The organism is Ruegeria sp. S263, from assembly GCF_056780525.1.
In genome coordinates, this window is record NZ_CM165558.1 from 1,967,012 (window position 1) to 1,990,664 (window position 23,653).

Genomic DNA, 23,653 nt, shown 5'->3' on the forward strand with positions numbered 1-23,653 from the left:
AATATGACGAATCAACCTGTTGCTGATCAGCTTCCCAAGCTGAACGCGCGGGTTCGATTCCCGCTACCCGCTCCAGTTACTCGGGCCTACGTGCCTGAAACAAGTTTATGAGCGCAGGTACGTTGACCATATCCCCTGCTTGATAGGGCTGGAATTCACCTGCTACTGCGTCCCGAATGACCGCGATATCTTCGGGTCCACCGTCGAAGTGGGCGATCACCCGCGCCGCTGGGCCAACTCGTGTACAGAGTGCAGCGCAATCCTCTAGCGTTCCGTATACCGGTAAGGTCAGGTCAACCGCGTCGACCTTGATGTCAGTCAGTCCGGCGTCTGCCAGCAAACCTGTGACGCGATCCTGATCATGAAAGGCCAAAGGTCCGGGTGCGTTGCGATCCACTTTTGGTGGTGTTCCTAGGCGCGCGGTGGCCGCAATGTGTGGAATAAAGAACCAGGGGTTGCCGGAGAGCGGCCCCCAAGCGGCAAAAGTCATTTGCCCGCCGGGCTTCAGGGCTCGTGCCATGTTTGCAAAGGCGGCAACCGTATCATCGAAGAACATCACGCCAAAACGCGAGATCATGGCATCCCGGTCGCCTTCGTCAAAAGGGTGGGTCTGCGCGTCTGCGAATTGAAAGCCGACATTTGAATGCCCGGCTGCCTCTGCGCGTACCGCAGCTCGATCCAGAAAAGGCTGTGAAAAATCAGCGGCTAGAACGTGACCTTTGGGGCCAACGACCTGGGCGGCCTGAACCGTGCTCGCGCCCGTGCCGCAGCCGATGTCCAACACACGATGCCCCGGTTGAAGAGCGGCGCGATCCAGCACCAGATCCAGAACCGGGGCCAGAAGGGCATCCATCTGATCCTCATAGGTCAGCCATTTCGCACCCGAGGGTGAGTTGCCCCAGAATTCAGCCTGTTCTTCGTTTGTTATCGCCATGTCGCCTCCGGTTCTTTGGGGTAACTATGACCTGCGGCGGCGGCGGCGGCCAGATTTTTCCTCATCCCCGCCACCGGTGTTGAATGAAGGCGAGGGGAGGGTGACCACCTGCGCCAGTTCCGGAAATGGGTCGGTTTTGTGCGGGATCGCGTTGGAGGCTACGAAATGGTCCTGAAACTTGGGCTCAATCGCGGTTTCGACTTTGGTGATCTCGCGCACGACACGTTCAATTTCCTTGCGCGATCCGATGTTGCACAGGGCGATCCGCGCGCCGGTACCGGCCGCGTTTCCTGCGCTGGAGACCTTGTCCAACGGTGCGTCGGGGATCATCCCCAAAACCATCGCATGTTTGGTCGAGATATGCGCGCCGAACGCCCCGGCCAGAACCACGCGATCCACGGTGTCGACCTGCATCTCATCCATTAGCAGGCGCGCACCGGCATAAAGCGCCGATTTCGCCAGTTGGATGGCGCGGATGTCACCTTGGGTCACAGTGATACGCGGGCCGCCTTCGGCGCTGGCGTCGTGGATCAAATAGGAATGTGTGCGCCCTTCGGGGATGCAGCGCGTGGTGCCGGTTTGTTCAGCCGATCCGATCAGGCCGCTTTCATCCAGCAGCCCGGCGATGCGCATTTCCGCCACGGCTTCGATAATGCCTGAGCCGCAGATGCCAGTGATTCCGGTGGTGGCGATGTCCTGATCGAACCCGTCCTCGTCGGACCACTTGTCAGACCCGATGATGCGGAAGCGGGGTTCCTTGGTAATGGGGTCGATCTCGATCCGTTCAATCGCGCCGGGCGCAGCGCGCTGGCCAGAACTGATCTGCGCGCCTTCAAAGGCGGGGCCGGTGGGCGAGGAACAAGCCAGCACGCGTGTGGTGTTGCCCAGCAGGATTTCGGCATTGGTGCCGACATCGACGATCAGCACGAGGTCTTCCGACTTGCCCGGTTCCTCGGACAGGGCAACGGCGGCACAGTCGGCCCCCACATGTCCCGCAATACAGGGCAGGATATAGACCTGTGCGCGGGGGTTCATCTTGGTCAGGTCCATCTGACGCGCGGGCAGGGACATGCTTTCCGATGTCGCCAGCGCGAACGGAGCCTGCCCCAGTTCGACCGGGTCCAGTCCCAGCAGCAGGTGGTGCATGACCGGGTTGCATACAAATACCGTTTCCACGATCAGCGCGGCGTCGATCCCGGCCTCATCCGCGATCGAGGTGGTCAGGTCGTTGATCGCCTCGCGCACGGCGCGGGTCATTTCCTGATCACCGCCGGGGTTCATCATGGCGTAGGACACGCGGCTCATCAGGTCTTCACCAAAGCGGATCTGCGGGTTCATCAAGCCGGACGATGCCTTGACCTCACCGGTTTCCAGATCGGTCAAGTGGGCGGCGACGGTGGTTGAGCCAAGGTCGATCGCCAGACCGTACAGCCCTTGTTCATGCAGGCCGGGCCAGATTTCCACGATCTGCGCGACCTCATCCTTGTGGCCTTTGTGGACGGCTACGGTAACCTCCCACTTGCCTTTGCGCAGCACAGGCTGCAACTTTGCCATCAGCGACAGATCGGCGGTGACGGCGTCGATCTTCCACTGCTCGCGCAGGGCGCGTTCCAGCCGCTCCAGATCGCCGGTGGGCGAGTGCATGTCGGGTTCCTCGACCACCACGAAATACAGCCGCGTCGCCGGATCCATGGTGATGGCACGGGCCGCAGCCGCTTTGCGCACGACCTGACGATGGACCTGAGATTCGGGCGGCACGTCAATCACCACGTCACCTTGAACGGTGGCCTGACACCCCAAACGGCGCCCCGGCTTCAACCCGCGCTTGTCGTCATAGCGTTGTTCCACCGCGTTCCATTCGCTCAGCGCGCCTTCGGATACCGACACGCCGTGCTTGGGAAACTCACCATAGCTGGGCGTGATTTGGCATTTCGAACAAATCCCGCGCCCGCCGCAGACCGAATCCAGATCGACACCTAACTGCCGGGCAGCGGTCAGAACCGGGGTGCCGACAGGGAAATGCCCACGTTTGCCCGAGGGGGTAAAAACGACAAGGGGTTCGGTGGTCATATCTGGCCTGCCTTTTGTATTCGCGCATCTGCCGCGCAAGATATGGGTTTGTGCGCAAAGGGAAAGGGCAATCAGCGGCAGGTTTTGACCGTCTTGCGTCGTTTTTTGCCGCGGCAATGTCCCGCAGGGCAAAACTAGTTTAGGTCAGGGGCTTTTCCTTAGCTTGAATCCATGCAATAGGGTCGCCGTCAAACGGGGTTTTGCATGGGGTTAGCAGATGCAGATTCGTGAGGCACTCACCTTTGACGACGTTCTTCTGGTTCCGGGCGCATCTTCTGTGCTGCCCGCAACGGCGAACACGACGACGCGCGTGACGCGCGAGATTACCATGAACATCCCGCTGCTGAGTTCAGCGATGGACACAGTGACCGAGGCGCGCATGGCCATCGCCATGGCGCAAGCGGGCGGCATCGGCGTGATCCACAAGAACCTGAGCACCGAGGAACAGGCCCGCGAGGTACGCCGGGTCAAGCGGTTCGAATCCGGCATCGTCTATAACCCTGTGACATTGCGCGCGGATCAGACGCTGGCTGATGCCAAGGCGCTGGTCGAGCGGTATAACTTCACCGGTTTTCCCGTTGTCGACCCCGAGGGGCGCGTTGTCGGTATCGTGACCAACCGCGACATGCGGTTTGCGACCTCGGACGACACGCCGATCCACGCGATGATGACCGCCGACAATCTGGCGATGCTGCAGGAACCCGCCGATCTGGAAGAAGCTAAAAGCCTGATGAAGGCGCGCCGGATCGAAAAGCTGCTGGTTGTTGACGCCGAAGGCAAACTGACTGGCCTGCTGACCCTGAAAGATACAGAACAAGCGGTGCTGAATCCGACTGCGTGCAAAGACCGCCTGGGCCGCCTGCGTGTTGCGGCGGCGACTTCGGTCGGGGATGCCGGGTTTGAGCGTTCCGAGCAATTGGTGGATTCAGGCGTCGACATCATTGTTGTGGACACCGCACACGGCCATTCACAAGGCGTTCTGGACGCGGTGAAACGGGTAAAGACCCTGTCGAACGAGGTTCAGATCATTGCCGGTAATGTGGCCACTGGCGAGGCGACCAAAGCGTTGATCGACGCGGGCGCGGACTCGATCAAGGTGGGGATTGGGCCGGGCTCGATCTGTACCACACGGATGGTGGCCGGTGTGGGCGTGCCGCAGTTGACCGCGATCATGGATTGCGCTGCGGCGGCCGGGGATGTGCCGGTAATCGCCGATGGCGGCATTAAATTCTCGGGCGATTTTGCCAAGGCAATCGCGGCGGGGGCGTCCTGCGCGATGGTCGGTTCTATGATCGCGGGCACCGATGAAAGCCCCGGTGAAGTGATTTTGTATCAGGGCCGCTCGTTCAAATCATATCGCGGTATGGGTAGCTTGGGCGCAATGGCGCGCGGCTCGGCGGATCGGTACTTCCAGAAAGACGCCGCCAACGACAAGCTGGTGCCCGAAGGGATCGAAGGGCAGGTGCCCTACAAAGGCTCGGCCAGCGCCGTTGTGCATCAGTTGGTTGGCGGCCTGCGGGCGGCGATGGGCTATACGGGCTGCGCAACCGTGGAAGAGATGCGACGCAACTGCAACTTTGTCAAAATCACGGGCGCGGGGCTGAAGGAAAGCCATGTGCATGACGTTCAGATCACGCGCGAAAGCCCGAACTACCGCGTGATGTAAACTCTCGAATTGTGCAATGCGGCGCCTGTTTGGGCGCCGTTTTGTGTTTCTAAAGAGCAAGGGACAGCCCGATGACACCAGCAGCCCGCGTTCAGGCCTCCATCGAGATTCTGGACGAGATTCTTGGCGGAACGCCGGTTGAAAAGGCTCTTACGGGATGGGCGCGCCGAAGCCGTTTTGCGGGGTCAAAAGATCGTGCGGCCATTCGTGACCATGTATTCGGTGCTGTTCGTTGCAAACGATCCTTTGCAGCACTTGGCGGAGCGGCAACCGGGCGGGGGCTGATGATTGGCGCGTCACGCGCAGCCCAGGCTGACCTTGCCGCGCTTTTCACCGGCGAACGCCACGCGCCGACTGCTGTGCTGGAAACGGAAGCCGGGCGAGACTTTGCATCTGATGCAGAGCGGTACGATATCCCCGATTGGTTATGGCCGGTGTTCAAGGATTCCTTGGGGGATCAGGCTGTTCCTGCTGCAGAAGCGTTGCAAAGACGTGCTCCGATCCATCTACGCGCCAACCTGATCAAAACCAATCGGTCCGACGCAATTGTGGCACTGGATCAGGATGGGATCGTTGCACGCGCTCATCCGGCCAGTGACACTGCACTTGAAGTCGTCGAAGGGGCCCGCAAGATCGCACAAAGTCCGGCTTATAAAGAAGGGCTTGTCGAACTTCAGGATGCGGCAAGTCAAGCTGTCGTATCTGCGCTGGACTTGCAGCCCGGTCTGCGCGTTCTCGACTATTGCGCTGGCGGCGGAGGAAAGTCTTTGGCCTTGGCTGCGCATGACGGTGTCGAAGTTTTCGCACATGATGTTAACGCAGGTCGGATGCGTGACATTCCTGCACGCGCTGACCGCGCTGGTGCCAAGATTACGACAGTGTCCACGCAAGAAGTTCGGAAACACGGTCCTTTTGATATCGTGTTGGTTGATGCACCATGTTCAGGAAGCGGTTCATGGCGGCGTGCACCTGCCGGGAAGTGGGCATTGACCCCACAGCGCCTGACTGAGTTGACTGAATTGCAGTTTGAAATTTTGGAGGCAACGTCGTCGCTGGTCGGTCAAGGCGGAACACTGGCCTACGCGACCTGTTCGATGTTGAGGCCCGAAAACGACGAAGTCGTCGACAGGTTTACGGCGCTGCATTCCGAATGGAGAGAGGCATTTCGCAAAAGGTGGTTGCCGACTGAGGGCGCGGACGGTTTCTTCGCATCACATCTAAAGCGGTAATTTTGACGCATCAAACAACTTGGGGTAGATTGTGGCGAGAAAATTAATAGGGTGTTAATCAATTTGGGCTGATCTCCAAAAAATCTTTTGATCCGAGTTGTTAATGCCTGAAACCCTAGCCTTGATTTCTGAACATTCCCTCAGGAAATTTCCTGCCAACGTAAGGCTTGTTGCTTTGGTCATGCTGGGTGGCGCACTTAGTTTCGCACCCTTTGCCAAAGACCTACCGGAAGCTATTGCAACTGGATTTCTGGTCGTCGGTGCCTCATTTCTGTCGACTGCATTTTTGGTCGTGCTCAGGGGGCAGATCGCAGAACTATTCCTTCGGCAGGCCATCAAGGTCATGGCATCGTTCGCAGAACAGGACATGTTTTCCTGCGTGATCGCGGATTCCGAAGGGTGCGTGCGCCACGCGAATTCCAGGGCTTCGGCTCGGTTCCGTGCTTTTCCGGGGGTCAGGCTGGACAGTTCTCTCAAGTCCGTGTTTGCCAACCCGTCTGCGGTTTTGCTTCGTCTGCAAGCTTTGGCGGAAATTCACGGAAAGGCACGTGAAGACGTTGTCACCATTGGGTCGACTGTGCCGGTCTCGGTCTTTGATGTTGGGCACGGCTTATATTGCTGGCGCTTCAAAATGGACGAGCGGGGGCAATGGGACGATGCGGATGTTCCTGTTCTGACGCACGGAAGAAATGGCGCGCTGCTGCGTGTCAACGGGGCTGCAGAAAGTCTGCTTGGTTTCCGGCCTGAGACCATAGAGCAAGTCTTTGCGACAGAACTCCCGCCTGCTGGTGAAATTGTGCGTGCCGAAACTGCCGATACGTCAATCCCGGTGACAGTGTGTGAGCTTTCACGCTCGGGATCAGTTCAAGATACACTTATTCTTCCAGTGAATGTGTCAGCCGGCCCCGCGCCTGAGGCCCCATTTGATGATTTACCAGTCCCCCTCATGTGCCTTTCGCTTGACGGGCAGATCAAAGAGGTCAACCGTCTGGCCGCCAAGCTTGTCGGGGATATCCGCCCGGGTGAAACGAACGTGGCGCAGATCATGCAAGGGCTGGGCTATCCAATCCACGAATGGCTGGCACGTTCTGCCGCCGATGATGCAGTACCGTGTTCGGAATTTCTTAGGTTAAGTCGCAAGGATAAAGAGGTCTTCGTTCAGGTCACTCTGAGCAAGGTCGTCAACAAGGGCGAAGTTTGCCTGATCGCCGTGCTGAACGATGCGACGGAGCTCAAGACTTTGGAGGCCCAGTTCGTTCAGGGACAAAAGATGCAGGCCGTTGGGCAACTGGCGGGTGGTGTCGCGCATGACTTCAACAATCTGCTAACGGCGATCTCGGGGCATTGTGACCTGTTGCTGCTTAGACATGATCAGAATGATCCAAACTACGGAGATTTGGTTCAGATCAACCAAAACGCCAACCGCGCGGCTGCGCTGGTAAGTCAATTGCTGGCGTTCTCACGCAAACAGACCCTTCAGCCCGAAGTTCTGGACTTGCGGGATACAATTTCTGACCTCATCCATCTGTTGAACCGACTGGTCGGAGAGAAAATTCGCCTGATCCTCAGCCATGATCCGGTTCTCAAACCCGTGCGGGCAGATAAGCGCCAACTGGAACAGGTTTTCATGAACCTTGTCGTGAATGCACGGGACGCCATGCCGGAAGGGGGGGATGTGCGAATTGAAACTGAGGTTGTTCGTATGACAGAGCCACTTCGCAGGGACCGCGCGACGGTTCAACCCGGCGAATACGTTACTGTTAAGGTCATTGATAGCGGCACCGGGATTGCTTCGGACAAATTGCAAAAGGTGTTTGAACCCTTCTACACGACGAAAAGAACCGGCGAAGGCACCGGGCTGGGCCTGTCTACTGTTTACGGAATCGTAAAGCAGACGGGGGGGTTCATCTTTGTTGACAGTCTGATTGGGCGCGGAACCGAATTCACGGTATTCCTGCCTGTCTCTGGCGCAGAGGAGCGGGTTGTTCCCGAAGAAGCCACCTTGCCTGACGCTCAGGTTGCTCGCTCGGGCGAAGGCGTTGTCCTCTTGGTTGAGGATGAAGCACCGGTCCGCGCATTTGCCACCCGCGCGTTGAGGTTGAAAGGGTACACGGTGCTTGAGGCGGATTGTGCGGAAGAGGCTTTACGGTTGCTGGAAGACGGGTCCTTGAATGTGGACGTTTTTGTCACCGATGTCGTTATGCCCGGCATGGATGGGCCGACATGGGTTCGCAAGGCGATGGAAGATCGTCCCGATGTCCGGGTCATCTTCATGTCAGGCTATACCGAAGGCGCATTCGGGAACTCGGACCACGATATCAGCAATTCGACCTTCCTGCCGAAACCCTTTTCTTTGAACCAACTTACAGAAGCGGTGTTTCAACAAATCAATTGAAACGGTCAGAGCGCGGCGTCATGACATGCGAATTCGGCGGCATGTGATTGGCGAAATGCTATTTCCGTTTCCGGGCTCAAACTCAAATCGCGTTTTGGCGAGACATTCTCTTGGGTCAAAGAAATCTCGGTGCCAAGTCGGTCTTGTAGGAAATCCAGTATTTTGTCCTGATTTTCGTATTTGAAAACGTGACTTGCGCCAACACCGTTGTTCCGTGTGCGAAAAAACTGGCTCTGACTGCCTACATCCGCGAAGTCCTGGCGCGGGGTCTGCATGTAAGCTTGAACGAAATCATCAAAGCTCAGGTCGTGGGTGGAATGAGGGTGGCCCAGACGCTCGGGCCGGGCGCGAAACTTGTACCAACTGCCAAGCCAGTCGATCGGCTCTCGGACGACGGCCATGATTTCCATCTCGGTGTCGTACATTTTTCGAAAGATATTCTGAAAAAAACGATCATAGCGTCGGACCGGCGCGTGTTTCAGGTCCGGCGGGCCGGTAATCACAAAGTCAGCACGATCCTGCAACGCCGTGTGGTACGCTGTACTTCCGGTTTTAGGTACGGCCAGGAACGCAAGACGTTCTTTATAGAAAACAAGCAATTATCGCGTCCTTGGCCAAGTTTGTCACAAGGGCAGAGTGGCGTAAACGACTCTTTAACACAATTGCTGAACAGTACTTTCTGTAAGTTTTTATTGAAATGTTCTCTTTTTGGTCCCATAAGGAACAAGAGGCGAACAAAGCAGTGATTGCCGCCCGTTAAAGGGTGTGACAAAAGGGAAGGCGACAGGACAATGGCGGATCTTCTGACGATGAGCGACAAGAAAAACGCAGACAAGCAAAAGGCGCTCGACAGTGCGCTGGCACAGATCGAACGGCAGTTCGGTAAGGGCTCGATCATGAAGCTGGGCGAAGATGCCAAGCAGGATATTGACGCTAGCTCAACCGGGTCGCTGGGGTTGGATATCGCGTTGGGAATCGGTGGCCTGCCGATGGGCCGGATTGTTGAGATTTACGGACCCGAAAGCTCGGGTAAGACCACGCTTACGTTGCATTGTATTGCAGAACAGCAGAAGCGCGGCGGTGTCTGTGCGTTCGTTGACGCGGAACATGCGCTGGACCCGCAATATGCCCGCAAGTTGGGCGTTGATCTGGATGAGTTGTTGATCTCGCAACCCGATACCGGCGAACAGGCGCTTGAGATTACTGATACGCTGGTGCGCTCGGGCGCAGTGAACATGGTCGTGGTCGACTCGGTCGCAGCCTTGACGCCGAAGTCTGAACTGGAAGGCGACATGGGCGACAGTAATGTCGGCGTTCAGGCCCGTTTGATGAGCCAGGCGATGCGCAAGCTGACCGGCTCGATCAGCCGCAGCAACTGCATGGTGATTTTCATCAACCAGATTCGGATGAAGATCGGCGTGATGTTTGGCAGCCCTGAGACCACGACCGGGGGCAACGCTCTGAAATTCTACAGCTCGGTCCGTCTTGATATCCGCCGAATTGGTGCGATCAAGGATCGCGACGAAGTGGTGGGCAACCAGACCCGTGTGAAGGTCGTCAAGAACAAGGTGGCACCTCCGTTCAAGCAGGTGGAATTCGACATTATGTATGGCGAAGGCATCAGCAAGATGGGCGAGCTGCTGGATCTGGGCGTCAAGGCTGGTGTGGTCGAGAAATCTGGCTCGTGGTTCAGCTATGGCGACGAGAGGATCGGGCAGGGGCGTGAGAATGCCAAGCAATACCTGCGTGACAACAGCCGGATCGCGCTTGAAATCGAAGACAAGATCCGAGCTGCGCATGGGTTGGATTTTGATATGCCGCCCGGTGCGGCCGAGGATGACGACATCCTCGAAGCCTGATCCGATCCCGATTTCTGACTGACGGGCGGTCCTTCGGGGCCGCCTTGTTTCGTTTGGTCTTCCAATCCTGTGGACTATCCCATGGGACGGGGATAAACCCTTCTGGAACAAGATGACTGCGCGCTGAGAGAGCCTTATGCCAACGCTGAACGATATTCGATCGACCTTTCTGAACTACTTTGCCAAACAAGGGCACGAAGTGGTGGCGTCCAGCCCTTTGGTGCCCCGCAATGACCCGACACTGATGTTCGTAAATTCGGGCATGGTGCAGTTCAAGAACCTGTTTACCGGCGTTGAAACCCGCGACTATCAGCGCGCGACGACGGCGCAGAAATGTGTGCGCGCAGGCGGCAAGCATAACGATCTGGACAATGTGGGTTACACCGCACGTCACCATACGTTCTTTGAGATGCTGGGAAATTTCTCGTTCGGGGATTACTTCAAGCATGACGCGATCCCCTTCGCGTGGGAGCTGATCACTAAGGAATTCGGTATCGACAAGAACCGCCTGCTGACAACGGTCTACCACACTGATGATGAGGCGTTTGAGATCTGGAAGAAGGTCGGCGTCCCCGAGGATCGGATTATCCGCATCGCCACCAGTGACAACTTCTGGCAAATGGGTCCGACCGGACCCTGTGGTCCGTGCACCGAGATTTTCTATGATCATGGCGACCACATCTGGGGCGGCCCTCCGGGTTCGGCCGAGGAAGACGGTGATCGGTTCATCGAGATCTGGAACATCGTTTTCATGCAGAACGAACAGTTCGAAGACGGCTCGATGGTGGAGCTGGACATGCAGTCCATCGACACTGGCATGGGGCTGGAACGGATTGGCGCGTTGTTGCAGGGCAGCCATGACAACTATGACACCGACCTGTTCAAAACGCTGATTGAGGCGTCGGCCGATGCGACCGGCGTTGATCCGTACGGCGATCAAAACGTGCATCACCGCGTAATCGCTGATCACTTGCGGTCGACTTCATTCCTGATTGCCGATGGGGTGATGCCCAGCAATGACGGGCGCGGATATGTTCTGCGCCGGATTATGCGTCGCGCCATGCGTCACGCGCATTTGCTGGGTGCGAAAGACCCGGTGATGCACCGCCTTGTGCCCTCTTTGGTGCAGCTGATGGGCGCGCAATACACGGAACTGGGACAGGCGCAGGCGCTGATCGAAGAAACGCTGCTGCTTGAGGAAACCCGGTTCAAGCAGACACTGGATCGCGGTCTGAAACTGCTTGATGATGAGGTTGCGGGCCTGCCCGAAGGGGCCGCTCTGCCCGGTGAAGCGGCATTCAAACTGTATGACACTTATGGTTTCCCGCTGGACCTGACGCAGGATGCGCTGCGTGAAAAGGGCCGAACCGTGGATGCCGATGGATTTGATGAGGCGATGGCCGAACAAAAGGCCAAAGCACGCGCCGCATGGGCGGGCTCGGGCGAGGCCGCCGATCAGGCAGTTTGGTTTGACGTGCTGGACAGTGCCGGGGCCACGGATTTTCTAGGCTATGATACTGAAAAGGCCGAAGGGCAGGTGGCTGCTCTGGTCGTGGATGGCGCGCTGGTCGACACTATCGAACAGGGCGGCACCGGCTGGGTCATCGTGAACCAAACCCCATTCTATGGTGAGGCCGGTGGTCAGGTTGGGGATACCGGTGAAATCCGACGGCTTGAGAATATGCAGGATGTGGCCGAGGTCGAAGACACTCGTAAATTCGCCGAAGGTAAGGTCTATGCGCATCGTGTGACGGTCAGTCAGGGTGCGCTGTCCAAGGGTGACGGCGTCGAGCTTGAGGTGGACCATACCCGCCGCAGTGCGATCCGGGCCAACCATTCGGCCACGCACCTGCTGCATGAGGCGCTGCGCGAAACGTTGGGTGATCACGTGGCACAGCGCGGGTCGCTGAACGCCTCTGATCGGCTTCGGTTTGATTTCAGCCACTCCAAGGCGCTGAGCACAGAGGAACTGCAAAAGGTCGAGCGTGAGGTGAATGCCTTTATCCGCCAGAACTCGACCGTGGAAACTCGGATCATGACGCCGGACGATGCGCGCGAACTGGGCGCGCAGGCGCTGTTTGGCGAGAAATACGGCGACGAGGTACGCGTTGTTTCGATGGGCAAAGCGCCCACAGGCAAAGGGCAGGACGGCGAAACGTGGTCGATCGAGCTATGCGGTGGTACGCATGTCAAACAGACCGGCGATATCGGAACCTTTGTTGTTATTGGCGACAGCGCCAGCAGCGCGGGTGTGCGCCGTATCGAAGCATTGACCGGGGATGAGGCTTTCCGCCATTTGTCGGCGCAGGATCAGCGGTTGGGGCAGATTGCGTCCGAACTAAAGGCACAGCCCGACGACGTAGTCAGCCGGGTGAAGACCCTGTTGGACGAGCGCAAGGCCTTGCAGAACGAAGTGGCGCAGTTGCGTCGCGATTTGGCGATGGCCGGGGGCTCAGGTCAGGGTGGCGCTGAAGCAAAAGACGTGAACGGCGTGCCTTTCCTGGCGCAGGCGCTAACTGGTGTGTCCGGCAAGGACCTGCCTGCATTGATCGACGAACACAAAAGCCGTCTGGGATCGGGGGCTGTTTTGCTGATTGCGGATGCAGGCGGCAAGGCGGCTGTCGCGGCTGGTGTAACGCGGGACCTGACCGAAAAAGTTTCGGCGGTCGATCTGGTTCGCGCCGCTGTCGCGGAACTGGGCGGTAAGGGCGGTGGTGGCCGCCCTGACATGGCGCAGGGTGGCGGCAAGGATGCTTCGAATTCTGATGCGGCGATCAAAGCCGCGGAACAGGTACTGGAGGGGTAGGATGCCCGCACTTTGGATCGCACATGTCACGGTGACGGACACCGAGGCTTATGGAAAATACGCCGAGCTTGCTGGACCAGCGATAGCCAAGCACGGCGGAGAATTTATCGCGCGCGCCGCGCGATATGTGCAGCTTGAAGGCAAAGAACGGCCGCGCAACGTGGTTGCCCGGTTTCCGTCCGTAGAAGCTGCGGTCGAATGCTATAACTCGCCCGAGTATCAAGAAGCCCTGGACCACGCGCGCGGCGCAAGTGAGCGTGAACTCGTGGTCGTGGAAATAACCGAGTAGAATCAGTATTTTCGGTCGCCGGGTAACAACAAACCCGGCGGCTGTGTTTATTGCGCGGATTTCAGCCAACGCGCAAAATCCCAATTGTGGCCTTCGCCGATCTCACAATGTCATTCTAATATTTTACTGTTTACAATGAGTTGCGTCAGGTTTCTGAACGCAACTCGCGCCCTGCGTGCCATAATTGTGGCTGACTCAACGCAATTCTTGCTCCAAATGGTCAAATTGAGTCACGAAATTCCGCCTCTTTTCCTTCGCACGGTCACGTCAGATTGCGCAGGCGGTTCCGTTTACCGATAGTTTCCGAACTGGGGATACGGTCCGGTCTGTTTGCAATCGCTTGGAGACACAAGGATCGAGGGACAGGCATGGATTCTGTTGGGATTGAAAACAGAGCAATTGTTAAGAGGTCGGCCCTGTCGCTAGGGCGGGCCATTGGAATATCTGCTTTGGCATGCGCCGCCATGTTTGGTGGCTCGAATGTTCAGGCAAGCGAAGGAAGCTTTATCCGCGCGGTGGCTGCGTCGCCCCCTCCGTCGGGTGCGCGCCAGTTGTGCAGACAATATTCATGGGCGTGTTCAAGTAAGGCGTCGCTTTCCTTGTCGACCCAGCAGGAAATGCAGATCGTCCACAGGGTTAATCGCCAAGTCAACGCAACCACCCGAGAAGTCACGGACCAGTCGCAGTACAGAACCGTCGAGCGATGGGCGCTGCCCACCTCGCGCGGGGGTGATTGTGAAGACTTTGCACTACTCAAGAAGCGGGATTTGATCCGGGCAGGCATTGATCCAAGCAAACTTTTGATCGCGACCGTATTGGATACTCGGCGGCGGGCACATGCTGTTTTGGTGTATCGCTCTGCGGGCGGGGATCTGATCCTGGACAATCTGACCAACCGGATAAAACCTTGGTCTTCAACGCGTTACCTCTTTCTTAGGATGCAGGACCCAAGACAGCCCAGTAATTGGGTTGGTGTCTACAGAAAAAGCTAGACCCAATCTGGAACTCGAATTTGATTGGAGTAGAGAGAAAAATAAAAGGGCGCCCGTAGGGCCGCCCTTTTGGATTGAGTTATAGGCAGGTATCTCCGGCCCGACCGAAATTGTATCAGTCGAAAATACCACCACGGCCCGGTCCGCGCGAGTTGCCTCCGCCACCGTTTCCGTTGCTTCCGCCCTGGCCGTTTCCGCCGAAAATATCGACGTTGTTGTTTCCGCCGTTGCCGCGCCCGTTGGTGTTGCCGCCATTATTGCTTCCACCGTTACCGCCACCTGGGTTATCGGAGCCATTCGGGTTGTTGGTTTGGCCGCCGGGATTAGTACCGTCGTCATGGCCAGAGCGGTTTGTGCCGCCGTTTCCATTTCCGTTGTCGTCGCCGTCGCCATTGTCGCCGCCGTTTCCGTCACCGTTGTCGTCGCCATTGTCGCCGCCGTTTCCGTCACCGTTGTCGTCGCCGTCGCCATTGTCGCCGCCGTTTCCGTCGCCGTTGTCGTCGCCGTCGCCATTGTCGCCGCCGTTTCCGTCACCGTTGTCGTCGCCGTCGCCATTGTCGCCGCCGTTTCCGTCGCCGTTATCGTCACCGTTTCCGTTATCGCCGCCGTTTCCGTCGCCGTTATCGTCACCGTTTCCGTTATCGTCGCCGTTTCCGTTTCCGTTATCGCCGCTGTCGTCGTTATTACCGCCACCTGGTGCGCCGCTAGTCGGTGACGGACTAGATCCGCCGCCAGAACCGCCGCCGGAACCACCGTCATTACCGCCACCAGATCCACCACCAGTACCGCCGCCGCCCGAATCGTCAGAAGCAGTTTGAAAACTAGGATCGTTATTTGCAGGCCCGTCGCCGGAGCGTTGTGAATTGCCAATGGCCGCTGTCGGAATATCAGTCAGAACAGCCGCGAACGCGGGGCAGGCCTCTAAAGTGCGCGCGAGAATGTCGTCAAAGTCTGGCCGGCGCTGAATGTAACGCAGCATTCGGGCGTCTACCGTCTGGCAACTACAAAGTGTTTCGGTGGACACTGATTGCCGCGCGGTTTTGACCGTGCACATTTCGTTGGCCTGAGCGGCCCCGACCGAAAGAAAGGGGAAAGTTGCGGACACAAAGACCACAGATAACAAACGGGATTTCACGCGCATAGCGTCACTCCTTCGAACTCTTTAACACGTCACTACTGGACACAATGATGTCACAGTTTGACCACAAATACATCCATCCTTCGCCATAATTTCAAGAAGTGAGGGTAAAAGAAAAGTTAATTTTAATCGCCCATAGGTAGAAAGTCGTTTCTAAACAAGGAAAAAGCCCACCGGGTGGGTGGGCTTTTAGGGTGCGATTGTCCCCAAATGGGGATCAAAAATACAACACTCATGTCATTGTTTTTGGGTTGTGAAGTTATTCACTGAAAACCCTATGCAGACTTGGCCATCCGCTTGCGTTCATGCGGATCAAGATAGCGCTTGCGAAGCCGGATGGCGTTGGGCGTAACCTCAACAAGTTCGTCGTCGTCGATATAGGCAATCGCCTCTTCTAGCGAGAACTGGACATGCGGCGTCAGTCGTACCGCGTCATCAGACCCGCTAGCGCGCACGTTCGTCAGTTTTTTGCCCTTGAGTGGGTTCACTTCCAGATCGTTGTCGCGGGAATGTTCGCCGATCACCATGCCCTGATAGACATCGGTCTGCGGAGCCACGAACATGCGACCGCGTTCCTCAAGGTTCCACAGGGCGTAGGCGACAGCCTGTCCGTTTTCCATCGAGATCAGAACACCTGCACGACGACCGGGTATTTGGCCTTTATGGGCCGCCCAGCCGTGAAACACGCGGTTCAGCACGCCGGTGCCGCGCGTGTCGGTCAGAAACTCGCCGTGATAGCCGATCAGACCCCGCGACGGCACATGCGCGATAATGCGGGTCTTACCGGCGCCTGCAGGGCGCATTTCCACCAACTCGCCTTTGCGCGCGCCGGTGACTTTCTCGATCACAGCGCCCGAGAATTCGTCGTCGACGTCGATGGTGACTTCTTCGATGGGTTCCATGCGCTGACCGTCTTCTTCGCGGAACAGAACCTGTGGGCGCGAGATGCTGAGTTCGAACCCTTCGCGACGCATGTTTTCGATCAGAACGCCCATTTGCAATTCGCCACGGCCTGCGACCTCGAACGCTTCGCCGCCGGGCGTATCGGTGATGCGGATGGCGACGTTCGATTCGGCCTCTTTCATCAGACGGTCGCGGATCACGCGGGACTGAACCTTTTTTCCGTCACGACCGGCCAGAGGCGAGTCGTTGATGCCAAAGGTCACTGTGATGGTCGGCGGGTCGATGGGTTGGGCGGGCAGGGCCTCTTCAACCTGCGGGGATACCAGAGAATCCGCAACGGTCGCTTTGCTCATGCCAGCGATGGTGACGATGTCACCGGCCTCGGCTACGTCGATCGGTTGTTGCGCCAGACCACGGAAGGCCAGGATTTTCGATGCGCGGAAGTTCTCGATCAGCGTGCCATCGCGGCTGAGCGCCTTTAGGCTGTCGCCCGCTTTCAGTGTGCCGCTCTCGACGCGGCCGGTCAGGATTCGGCCGATGAACGGGTCGCTGCCCAGCGTCGTTGCCAGCATACGAAACGGCTCGTCTTTCTTGTCGGCCTGTTTGGGGGCAGGGACGTGATCGACGATCAGGTCGAACAAGGCGGTCAGGTCCTTGCGCGGACCGTCTAGCTCCATATCCGCCCAGCCGGATCGGCCCGAGGCGTACATCGCCGGGAAGTCCAACTGGTCATCATCAGCGCCGAGATTGGCGAACAGGTCGAAGCATTCGTCCAGCGCCCGGTCGGGTTCAGCGTCGGGTTTGTCTACCTTGTTCAGCACCACGATTGGACGCAAGCCCAGCGCCAGCGCCTTGGAGGTCACGAACTTGGTCTGCGGCATCGGGCCTTCGGCGGCATCGACCAGCAGAACCACACCGTCGACCATCGACAGGATTCGCTCAACCTCGCCGCCGAAATCGGCGTGGCCGGGGGTGTCGACGATGTTGATGCGCGTGCCTTTCCATTCGACCGAAGTTGCCTTGGCCAGGATGGTGATCCCGCGCTCGCGCTCCAGATCGTTGCTGTCCATGGCGCGTTCCGCCACGGCCTGATTTTCCCGGAACGCGCCGGATTGTTTGAGCAGCTCATCCACCAGGGTCGTCTTGCCGTGGTCCACGTGAGCGATGATTGCGATATTGCGCAGGTCCATGAGAGGTCAGCCTTTGAACGGGAAGTTGCCGCGCGCATAACGTGGTTTGACCAAATAGACCAGCCCTAACCGGCGATCAGTGGCCAGCGGTTTTTGAAAACAGATGAATGACAAGGATTCCGGTCAATATCATTGTCAGTCCGAGTACGGCTGGCCAGTCCAGCTTTTGGCCGAAGACAATAAACCCGATGATCGCAATCAGAAAGATGCCAAGACCGGACCAAATCGCGTAAACGATTCCGACTGGCATGTACTTCAACGTCAGACCCAGCAGATAGAACGCGATGCCATAGCCCACAACAACAAGTACTGATGGCCAGAATCGGCTGAATTGCTGGCTGGCTTGCAATGACGTTGTCCCAACGGTTTCAGCAATTACTGCCAGAAGAAGGATCAAATAGGCTTTGGGCACGGTAGGTCTCGATATGATTGAACCAAGCGTTGTTGAGCACGGTTTTTCTGATCACTGCAAGACCTTTTTGGATGATCAGGTTTTTCGAGGGGGAAAGAGCAAGAAACTCCGTTGAAGGTCCGGTTTACCTTACTGTTTAGACACGCAAATTTGTGGCATTCGGGAGGTGTTAGAAGGTTGTATTTTATGAGTAATTTTCATGACGAAATTTGCAATTTCTGTCATTGCTGTATCGGCTTTGATTGTGGCGCTGGGGCGGCTGACTGACGGAGGGGAAGTAAACGACAGTGTGGCCGACAATGTTGAATGGTTAAATGGTGCTCGGGTCTAAGCGCCCGCCGGTTGCGGGGAGAAGGGGCATTTGCGCCCCTTCTTTCGTTATTCGGCCAGCGTTTCTGAAAAATACCTATCCAGTTGGGGGCGCAGCCATGACCACAGTTTTGGGGCGCCCCGCGAAATAGGTTTGCCGACGCGGCTTTCGATCTGGGCAAAGGTCACGTTGTAATCCACCCACGATCCGCCACCGGTTTCCAGATTTCCGATCGGGGTTTGAAACCGGTCAATCGCTTTGGCAAAACATGCATCTGTCGTCTCCGCGGCTTCGAACTCCTGCCAAAGTGCATAAAACTTCATGTTCTGCTCAGGCGGGAGCATTCCGAACAACCGGGTCGCCGCAGCCTGTTCCTCGGCTTCCTGGGCGGCGTGGTCTACCTGACCGTGGATTGGATGATCACCGGCGTCAATTTCGACGATGTCGTGCAATAAGAGCATTTTGAGGACCCGGTCGATTGATACATCCGGGTCGGCGTACTCGGACAACACCCACGCAAACAGCATGATGTGCCAGGAATGCTCCGCAGAGTTTTCGAACCGCTCTCCGGACAATAGCCGCGACGCCCGTGACACGGATTTGAGCTGGTCAGACTCGGTTAGGAAAGGAAGACGTCTTGCAAACGGTGTGTCTTGGCCATCCGTGTTTTCCAGCATTGCACGGGCAAGCCGGAACGCTTCGGGGAAGTCTGTTTCCAGATAAGCCGCACGTCCGCCGTTCAGGTTGTCGCGGACGACGTCCAAATGGTCAGAGCGCGGTTTCGGCGCGCACAGTACCTGGAACATGGGTTGGCACCGGTCAAGGATCTTGGCGAAACGGGCGTCTGCGGATGTGTCCGCCTCAAATTCTTGCCATAGCGACAGGAACGACTGCGACTGATCGTCAGGAAGCAGCCCGAACAACTCTGCTGCCGCTGCTTGTTCCGCGCGCTCAACGGCCTGCCAGTCTGTCTCTAGGTGGATCGGATGATCGCCGACTATGATCTCAACCAGATCATGCAGCAGAAGCATTCGTATGACGCGGTCGATATCAACGTCATCGCTAGCCAAAGGCTGCATGACCAAGGCCCAAAGAGCTAATTGCCAGCTATGCTCGGCCGCATTTTCGGCACGGGACTGATCCAACAATGCGTTGGCGCGATCAACCGATTTCAGTTTGTCCGCGCGATTCAGGAACTCAACTTGCGCGGACAGCCTGTCAGTCATTGCTTTTCAATCGCTTTTACTTGCTTGCGGTGTTCCGACAGGCGCTTGATGACGAACTGTCGCGCCTTGCGTTCGGCCAGTCGCACCCGGATTTCCGTCAGAAATGCCTCTTCCAATGTCTGAGAGGATGCGCCCAGCAAGTCGCCGACCTCGACAAAGAAGCGATCGTCACCGGTTTCATCCATGACTTTCAACGTGTCTTCGGCCAGTTTCGCCGCAAGCGAGTTGAGCGTGTCAGACATCAGCGCGTGGTCTCGGTCAGCCGGCGTTTCACATAGTCGCTGACATCGGTGATCAGGGTGTCCATGTGGCGATCCTGGAAAAAGTGATCAGCGCCTTCAACCTCGTTATGGGTGATGGTGATGCCCTTTTGCTCGTGCAGTTTGTTGACCAGCGATGTTGTGTCTGCAGGTGGTGCAACACGGTCTGCGGAACCGTTGATGATCAGCCCGGACGAGGGGCAGGGGGCCAGGAACGAAAAATCGTACATGTTGGCCGGGGGCGATACACTAATAAAGCCGGTGATTTCCGGACGACGCATCAGCAGTTGCATACCGATCCACGCACCGAACGAGAATCCGGCCACCCAGCAGTGTTTCGAGTTGTTATTCATCGACTGCAGGTAATCCAGCGCCGAGGCGGCATCGCTCAGTTCACCGACACCTTGATCATACTCGCCCTGGCTGCGGCCCACTCCACGGAAATTGAACCGCAGAACGGTGAAGCCCATGTTGTAGAACGCATAGTGAAGATTATAGACCACCTTGTTGTTCATGGTCCCGCCGAATTGAGGATGCGGGTGCAGCACGATGGCGATCGGTGCGTCTTTTTCCTTTTGCGGGTGGTAACGGCCTTCCAGGCGGCCTTCTGGTCCGGGAAAAATCACCTCGGGCATGTGTGCGTCGGTCCTGTCTTTTTCTTCTGGGTGCCTGTCTATACTTGACTGTTATCGTCAGGCACCTTAGAACGGTTCTAATTGTAATGCTGCGCGCTTTGGCGCTGTCAGTCGGAGATACGCACTGGCAGCGGCGGCGTCAATGTTTTCGCGCGATGTCAGCCAAGAGGGAAAGAAAATGAAGCTGTCGACCAAAGGTCGTTATGCGATGGTCGCTTTGGCTGATATCGCACTTCAACCGCCCGACGGGCTGGTGACGTTGGGCGAAATCTCGGAAAGACAGGACATTTCCTTAGCTTATCTCGAACAATTGTTCGTCAAACTGCGTCGCGCCAATCTGGTGTCGTCAGTCAGAGGGCCGGGTGGTGGCTATCGGCTGGCGCGACCCGCTTCGGAAATCCGTGTTGTCGAAGTTTTGGCTGCGGTTGATGAGACTGTGGATGCGCTGCAAAAGGGCGCAGGAGCGTCAGGCGGATCCTCTGGCAGTCGCGCGCAATCCTTGACCAACAGGTTGTGGGAAGGTCTGAGCGCACATGTCTATGTCTTTTTGCATCAGACCCGTCTTTCTGACGTCATCAAAAATGATCTGGCGCCTTGCCCGGCAGTTCCAAATCTATTTTCGGTCGTGGACGACTGAAATGATAAATTGCGCATTCAGGGCAATCATACGACATGATGAGCCGTTAAAGGTGCATCCATGAATCGCGTTAATCTGGATCATAACGCGACAGCTCCTCTGCGGCCCGAAGCACGGGATGCTATGCTGGCGGCAATGGATTTGTGTGGCAATCCGTCGTCGGTCCATGCGGAAGGGCGTGCGGCCAAGGCGCTGATTGAGCGGGCGCGCGCCCAGGTTGCTGCGGCGTTTGGGGCGGATGGTGCCGATATCGTTTTTACCTCTGGGTCGACCGAAGGTGCGGCGCTGGCGTTGGAGGGCCGCGGCTTGCATGGAGCCGGGATTGAGCATGATGCGGTCAGGGCCTGGATACAGGAAGACCTTACAGTTTCCGAAAACGGACTGGTCAATGTACCAGAGCCGCAAAACGCCACCTTGCAGCTTGCTAATTCCGAGACGGGGATCATCCAGTCTTTGCCTGCGGGTCTGGCAGTAACGGATGCGACGCAGGCGTTTGGAAAATTGCCCGTGGCGTTCAGCTGGCTGGACGTACAAATGGCGTTGATCTCGGCGCACAAACTGGGTGGGCCAAAAGGGGTTGGCGCAGTCGTAATGAAGCGTGGAACTGATCTGGCCGCCCGAATAAAGGGCGGCGGACAGGAAATGGGGCGTCGGTCCGGCACCGAAAATGTCATTGGAATCGCGGGTTTCGGAGCGGCGGCTGAGGCGGCTGCGCGCGATCTGGCCAATGGGGTTTGGGCGCAGGTTGAAGAATTTAGAAATATTCTAGAAATGGCTCTTGAGGCTGGTTCTAAAACTACTATTTTTATCGGGAATGGTCAGGATCGCCTGCCGAACACGCTGTGTTTTGCCACTCCCGGCTGGAAAGGCGAGACGCAGGTCATGCAGATGGATTTATCAGGGTTTGCGGTCAGTGCTGGCTCGGCCTGCTCCAGCGGCAAGGTCCGGGCAAGCGCGGTTTTGACCGCAATGGGTTTTGATGAGGAGGTGGCATCCAGCGCAGTGCGCGTGTCGCTTGGACATCAGACAACGGAAGAAGATGTGCTGCGTTTCGCGGAAACGTGGCTGGCAAAAGAAAAGAAACATCGCGCGCGGGCCGCGTGATCTGACGGAGGGTGACTTATGGCCGCTTTGGACCATACCCAGGTAAAAGAGGGTGTCGATCAGGAAACCGTGGACGCGGTACGCGAGGTCGGAACCTATAAATACGGTTGGGACACTGATATCGAGATGGAGTATGCGCCCAAGGGCGTGAACCCCGATATCGTCCGTCTGATCTCGGAAAAGAACGAAGAGCCCGAGTGGATGACCGAGTGGCGTCTGGCTGCGTTCGAGCGCTGGACACAGATCGAAGAGCCGAACTGGGCGATGGTCAACTATCCCAAGATCGACTTTCAGGACCAGTATTACTATGCCCGGCCCAAGTCGATGGAAGAAAAGCCCAAGTCGCTGGACGAGGTCGATCCCAAGCTGTTGGCCACTTATGAAAAGCTGGGTATTCCGCTGAAAGAACAGATGATTCTGGCTGGCGTCGAGGGGGCCGAGGATGCGCCCGCCGAAGGTCGCAAGGTTGCCGTGGACGCGGTGTTTGATTCGGTGTCCGTCGGAACAACATTTCAGGCCGAATTGAAGAAAGCCGGTGTGATCTTTTGTTCGATTTCCGAGGCGATCCGCGAGCACCCCGAACTGGTCAAGAAATACCTTGGGTCAGTGGTTCCGGTCTCGGACAACTTCTACGCCACGCTGAATTCGGCCGTGTTCTCGGATGGCTCGTTCGTCTACATCCCGCCGGGTGTGCGCTGCCCGATGGAGCTGAGCACCTATTTCCGCATTAACGCGGAAAACACCGGTCAGTTTGAGCGGACGCTGATCATCGCCGACAAGGGATCGTATGTGTCCTATTTGGAAGGCTGCACCGCGCCGCAGCGCGATACCGCGCAACTGCACGCCGCTGTGGTTGAGATCATCATCGAGGAAGACGCCGAGGTGAAATACTCGACCGTTCAGAACTGGTTCCCCGGGGATGAGAACGGCAAGGGCGGTATCTATAACTTCGTGACCAAACGCGCCGATTGCCGGGGGGATCGCTCCAAGGTGATGTGGACGCAGGTTGAAACCGGTTCGGCTGTGACGTGGAAATACCCGTCCTGCATCCTGCGTGGTGAGGAAAGCCAGGGTGAGTTCTATTCGATCGCGATCACGAACAACTACCAGCAGGCCGATACCGGCACCAAGATGGTTCACCTTGGCAAGAACACCAAGTCGCGGATCGTGTCCAAAGGCATCAGTGCGGGTAAGGCGCAAAACACCTACCGTGGGCTGGTCTCGATGCATCCCAAGGCCAAGAACAGCCGGAACTATACCCAGTGTGACAGCCTGCTGATTGGCGACAAATGCGGGGCGCATACGGTGCCGTATATCGAGGTTAAGAACAACTCGAGCCGGGTTGAGCATGAGGCAACGACATCCAAGGTGGATGACGATCAGCTTTTCTATTGCCGTCAACGCGGCATGGACGAGGAAGAGGCCGTGGCGCTGGTTGTCAATGGGTTCTGCAAGGACGTCCTGCAGGCGCTGCCGATGGAGTTTGCCATGGAAGCGCAGCAATTGGTTGCGATCAGCCTTGAAGGTTCTGTCGGGTAACCCTGAACTCTCTCTTGAAATCTGAATTTATCGGGGCCGGGTGGTCCCTTGCGATATGC

Annotated in this window: 20 protein-coding genes; 11 read left to right on the forward strand and 9 right to left on the reverse strand. The window is 57.2% G+C overall.

The window, feature by feature from the left end:
• Positions 1 to 76: 76 nt before the first annotated feature.
• Together ACT2B1_RS09820 and ACT2B1_RS09825 are read right to left on the reverse strand one after the other, a co-directional pair.
• Positions 77 to 934 (reverse strand): class I SAM-dependent methyltransferase, encoded by an 858-nt coding sequence (locus ACT2B1_RS09820; protein ID WP_171211457.1) that lies wholly within the window; start codon positions 932 to 934, stop codon positions 77 to 79.
• Positions 935 to 958: 24 nt separating this feature from the next.
• Positions 959 to 3,004: an ASKHA domain-containing protein gene (locus ACT2B1_RS09825; protein ID WP_481667662.1), complete on the reverse strand. Its 2,046-nt coding sequence runs from the start codon at positions 3,002 to 3,004 to the stop codon at positions 959 to 961.
• A gap of 217 nt (positions 3,005 to 3,221) precedes the next feature.
• Between ACT2B1_RS09825 and guaB the strand changes: the two genes are divergently transcribed.
• The 3 genes from guaB to ACT2B1_RS09840 all read left to right on the forward strand — a co-directional run bounded on the left by guaB (position 3,222) and on the right by ACT2B1_RS09840 (position 8,294).
• Complete coding sequence (guaB, locus tag ACT2B1_RS09830; RefSeq protein WP_171240777.1) at positions 3,222 to 4,670, forward strand: IMP dehydrogenase; 1,449 nt, start codon at positions 3,222 to 3,224, stop codon at positions 4,668 to 4,670.
• Between the two features lie 71 nt (positions 4,671 to 4,741).
• Positions 4,742 to 5,899, forward strand: coding sequence for an RsmB/NOP family class I SAM-dependent RNA methyltransferase (locus tag ACT2B1_RS09835; protein ID WP_481667663.1), 1,158 nt, complete (start codon positions 4,742 to 4,744; stop codon positions 5,897 to 5,899).
• A 103-nt stretch (positions 5,900 to 6,002) separates the two neighbouring features.
• Complete coding sequence (locus ACT2B1_RS09840) at positions 6,003 to 8,294, forward strand: ATP-binding protein (protein ID WP_481667664.1); 2,292 nt, start codon at positions 6,003 to 6,005, stop codon at positions 8,292 to 8,294.
• A gap of 5 nt (positions 8,295 to 8,299) precedes the next feature.
• Here ACT2B1_RS09840 and ACT2B1_RS09845 read toward each other — a convergent pair whose 3' ends face one another.
• Complete coding sequence (locus tag ACT2B1_RS09845; RefSeq protein ID WP_481667665.1) at positions 8,300 to 8,893, reverse strand: sulfotransferase family 2 domain-containing protein; 594 nt, start codon at positions 8,891 to 8,893, stop codon at positions 8,300 to 8,302.
• A 192-nt stretch (positions 8,894 to 9,085) separates the two neighbouring features.
• Here ACT2B1_RS09845 and recA point away from each other — a divergent pair, with 192 nt between their 5' ends.
• The 4 genes from recA (at position 9,086) to ACT2B1_RS09865 (ending at position 14,240) form a co-directional block, all read left to right on the forward strand.
• A complete protein-coding gene (recA, locus tag ACT2B1_RS09850; RefSeq protein ID WP_170629954.1) occupies positions 9,086 to 10,153 on the forward strand; it encodes a recombinase RecA in 1,068 nt (355 codons plus the stop codon).
• A gap of 136 nt (positions 10,154 to 10,289) precedes the next feature.
• Positions 10,290 to 12,959: an alanine--tRNA ligase gene (alaS, locus tag ACT2B1_RS09855; protein ID WP_481667666.1), complete on the forward strand. Its 2,670-nt coding sequence runs from the start codon at positions 10,290 to 10,292 to the stop codon at positions 12,957 to 12,959.
• A 1-nt stretch (position 12,960) separates the two neighbouring features.
• On the forward strand, positions 12,961 to 13,248 hold the full coding sequence (locus ACT2B1_RS09860) for a DUF1330 domain-containing protein (protein ID WP_171121476.1): 288 nt from the start codon (positions 12,961 to 12,963) through the stop codon (positions 13,246 to 13,248).
• Positions 13,249 to 13,712: 464 nt separating this feature from the next.
• Entirely contained in the window at positions 13,713 to 14,240 is a 528-nt protein-coding gene (locus ACT2B1_RS09865) for a transglutaminase-like cysteine peptidase (protein WP_171121711.1), read from the forward strand.
• Between the two features lie 115 nt (positions 14,241 to 14,355).
• Here ACT2B1_RS09865 and ACT2B1_RS09870 read toward each other — a convergent pair whose 3' ends face one another.
• The 3 genes from ACT2B1_RS09870 to ACT2B1_RS09880 all read right to left on the reverse strand — a co-directional run bounded on the left by ACT2B1_RS09870 (position 14,356) and on the right by ACT2B1_RS09880 (position 17,883).
• On the reverse strand, positions 14,356 to 15,381 hold the full coding sequence (locus ACT2B1_RS09870) for a hypothetical protein (protein ID WP_481667667.1): 1,026 nt from the start codon (positions 15,379 to 15,381) through the stop codon (positions 14,356 to 14,358).
• A 272-nt stretch (positions 15,382 to 15,653) separates the two neighbouring features.
• Positions 15,654 to 17,471, reverse strand: a complete 1,818-nt coding sequence (gene typA, locus ACT2B1_RS09875) for a translational GTPase TypA (RefSeq protein WP_171121474.1) — start codon at positions 17,469 to 17,471, stop codon at positions 15,654 to 15,656.
• Between the two features lie 76 nt (positions 17,472 to 17,547).
• A complete protein-coding gene (locus ACT2B1_RS09880) occupies positions 17,548 to 17,883 on the reverse strand; it encodes a DMT family transporter (RefSeq protein ID WP_171121473.1) in 336 nt (111 codons plus the stop codon).
• 199 nt (positions 17,884 to 18,082) lie between these two features.
• Between ACT2B1_RS09880 and ACT2B1_RS09885 the strand changes: the two genes are divergently transcribed.
• Positions 18,083 to 18,214 carry a hypothetical protein gene (locus ACT2B1_RS09885; RefSeq protein WP_256367684.1) on the forward strand — a complete coding sequence of 44 codons (132 nt, stop codon included), beginning with the start codon at positions 18,083 to 18,085 and terminating at the stop codon, positions 18,212 to 18,214.
• A 47-nt stretch (positions 18,215 to 18,261) separates the two neighbouring features.
• Here ACT2B1_RS09885 and ACT2B1_RS09890 read toward each other — a convergent pair whose 3' ends face one another.
• From ACT2B1_RS09890 to ACT2B1_RS09900, 3 genes are read right to left on the reverse strand one after another with little or no spacing between them, the layout of a single operon-like run.
• Positions 18,262 to 19,419, reverse strand: coding sequence for an HD domain-containing protein (locus tag ACT2B1_RS09890; RefSeq protein WP_481667668.1), 1,158 nt, complete (start codon positions 19,417 to 19,419; stop codon positions 18,262 to 18,264).
• Positions 19,416 to 19,661 carry a hypothetical protein gene (locus tag ACT2B1_RS09895; RefSeq protein WP_171121471.1) on the reverse strand — a complete coding sequence of 82 codons (246 nt, stop codon included), beginning with the start codon at positions 19,659 to 19,661 and terminating at the stop codon, positions 19,416 to 19,418. The genes ACT2B1_RS09890 and ACT2B1_RS09895 overlap by 4 nt, the downstream gene beginning before the upstream one ends.
• A complete protein-coding gene (locus ACT2B1_RS09900; protein WP_170450609.1) occupies positions 19,661 to 20,314 on the reverse strand; it encodes an alpha/beta hydrolase in 654 nt (217 codons plus the stop codon). The genes ACT2B1_RS09895 and ACT2B1_RS09900 overlap by 1 nt, the downstream gene beginning before the upstream one ends.
• Before the next feature lie 178 nt (positions 20,315 to 20,492).
• Between ACT2B1_RS09900 and iscR the strand changes: the two genes are divergently transcribed.
• The 3 genes from iscR to sufB are packed head-to-tail and all read left to right on the forward strand — an operon-like array spanning position 20,493 to position 23,594.
• Positions 20,493 to 20,951 carry a Fe-S cluster assembly transcriptional regulator IscR gene (gene iscR / locus ACT2B1_RS09905; protein WP_171121470.1) on the forward strand — a complete coding sequence of 153 codons (459 nt, stop codon included), beginning with the start codon at positions 20,493 to 20,495 and terminating at the stop codon, positions 20,949 to 20,951.
• A 60-nt stretch (positions 20,952 to 21,011) separates the two neighbouring features.
• Positions 21,012 to 22,055 carry a cysteine desulfurase family protein gene (locus tag ACT2B1_RS09910; RefSeq protein ID WP_481667669.1) on the forward strand — a complete coding sequence of 348 codons (1,044 nt, stop codon included), beginning with the start codon at positions 21,012 to 21,014 and terminating at the stop codon, positions 22,053 to 22,055.
• 18 nt (positions 22,056 to 22,073) lie between these two features.
• Positions 22,074 to 23,594, forward strand: a complete 1,521-nt coding sequence (gene sufB / locus ACT2B1_RS09915; protein ID WP_171121468.1) for a Fe-S cluster assembly protein SufB — start codon at positions 22,074 to 22,076, stop codon at positions 23,592 to 23,594.
• The last annotated feature ends 59 nt before the right edge of the window (positions 23,595 to 23,653 follow it).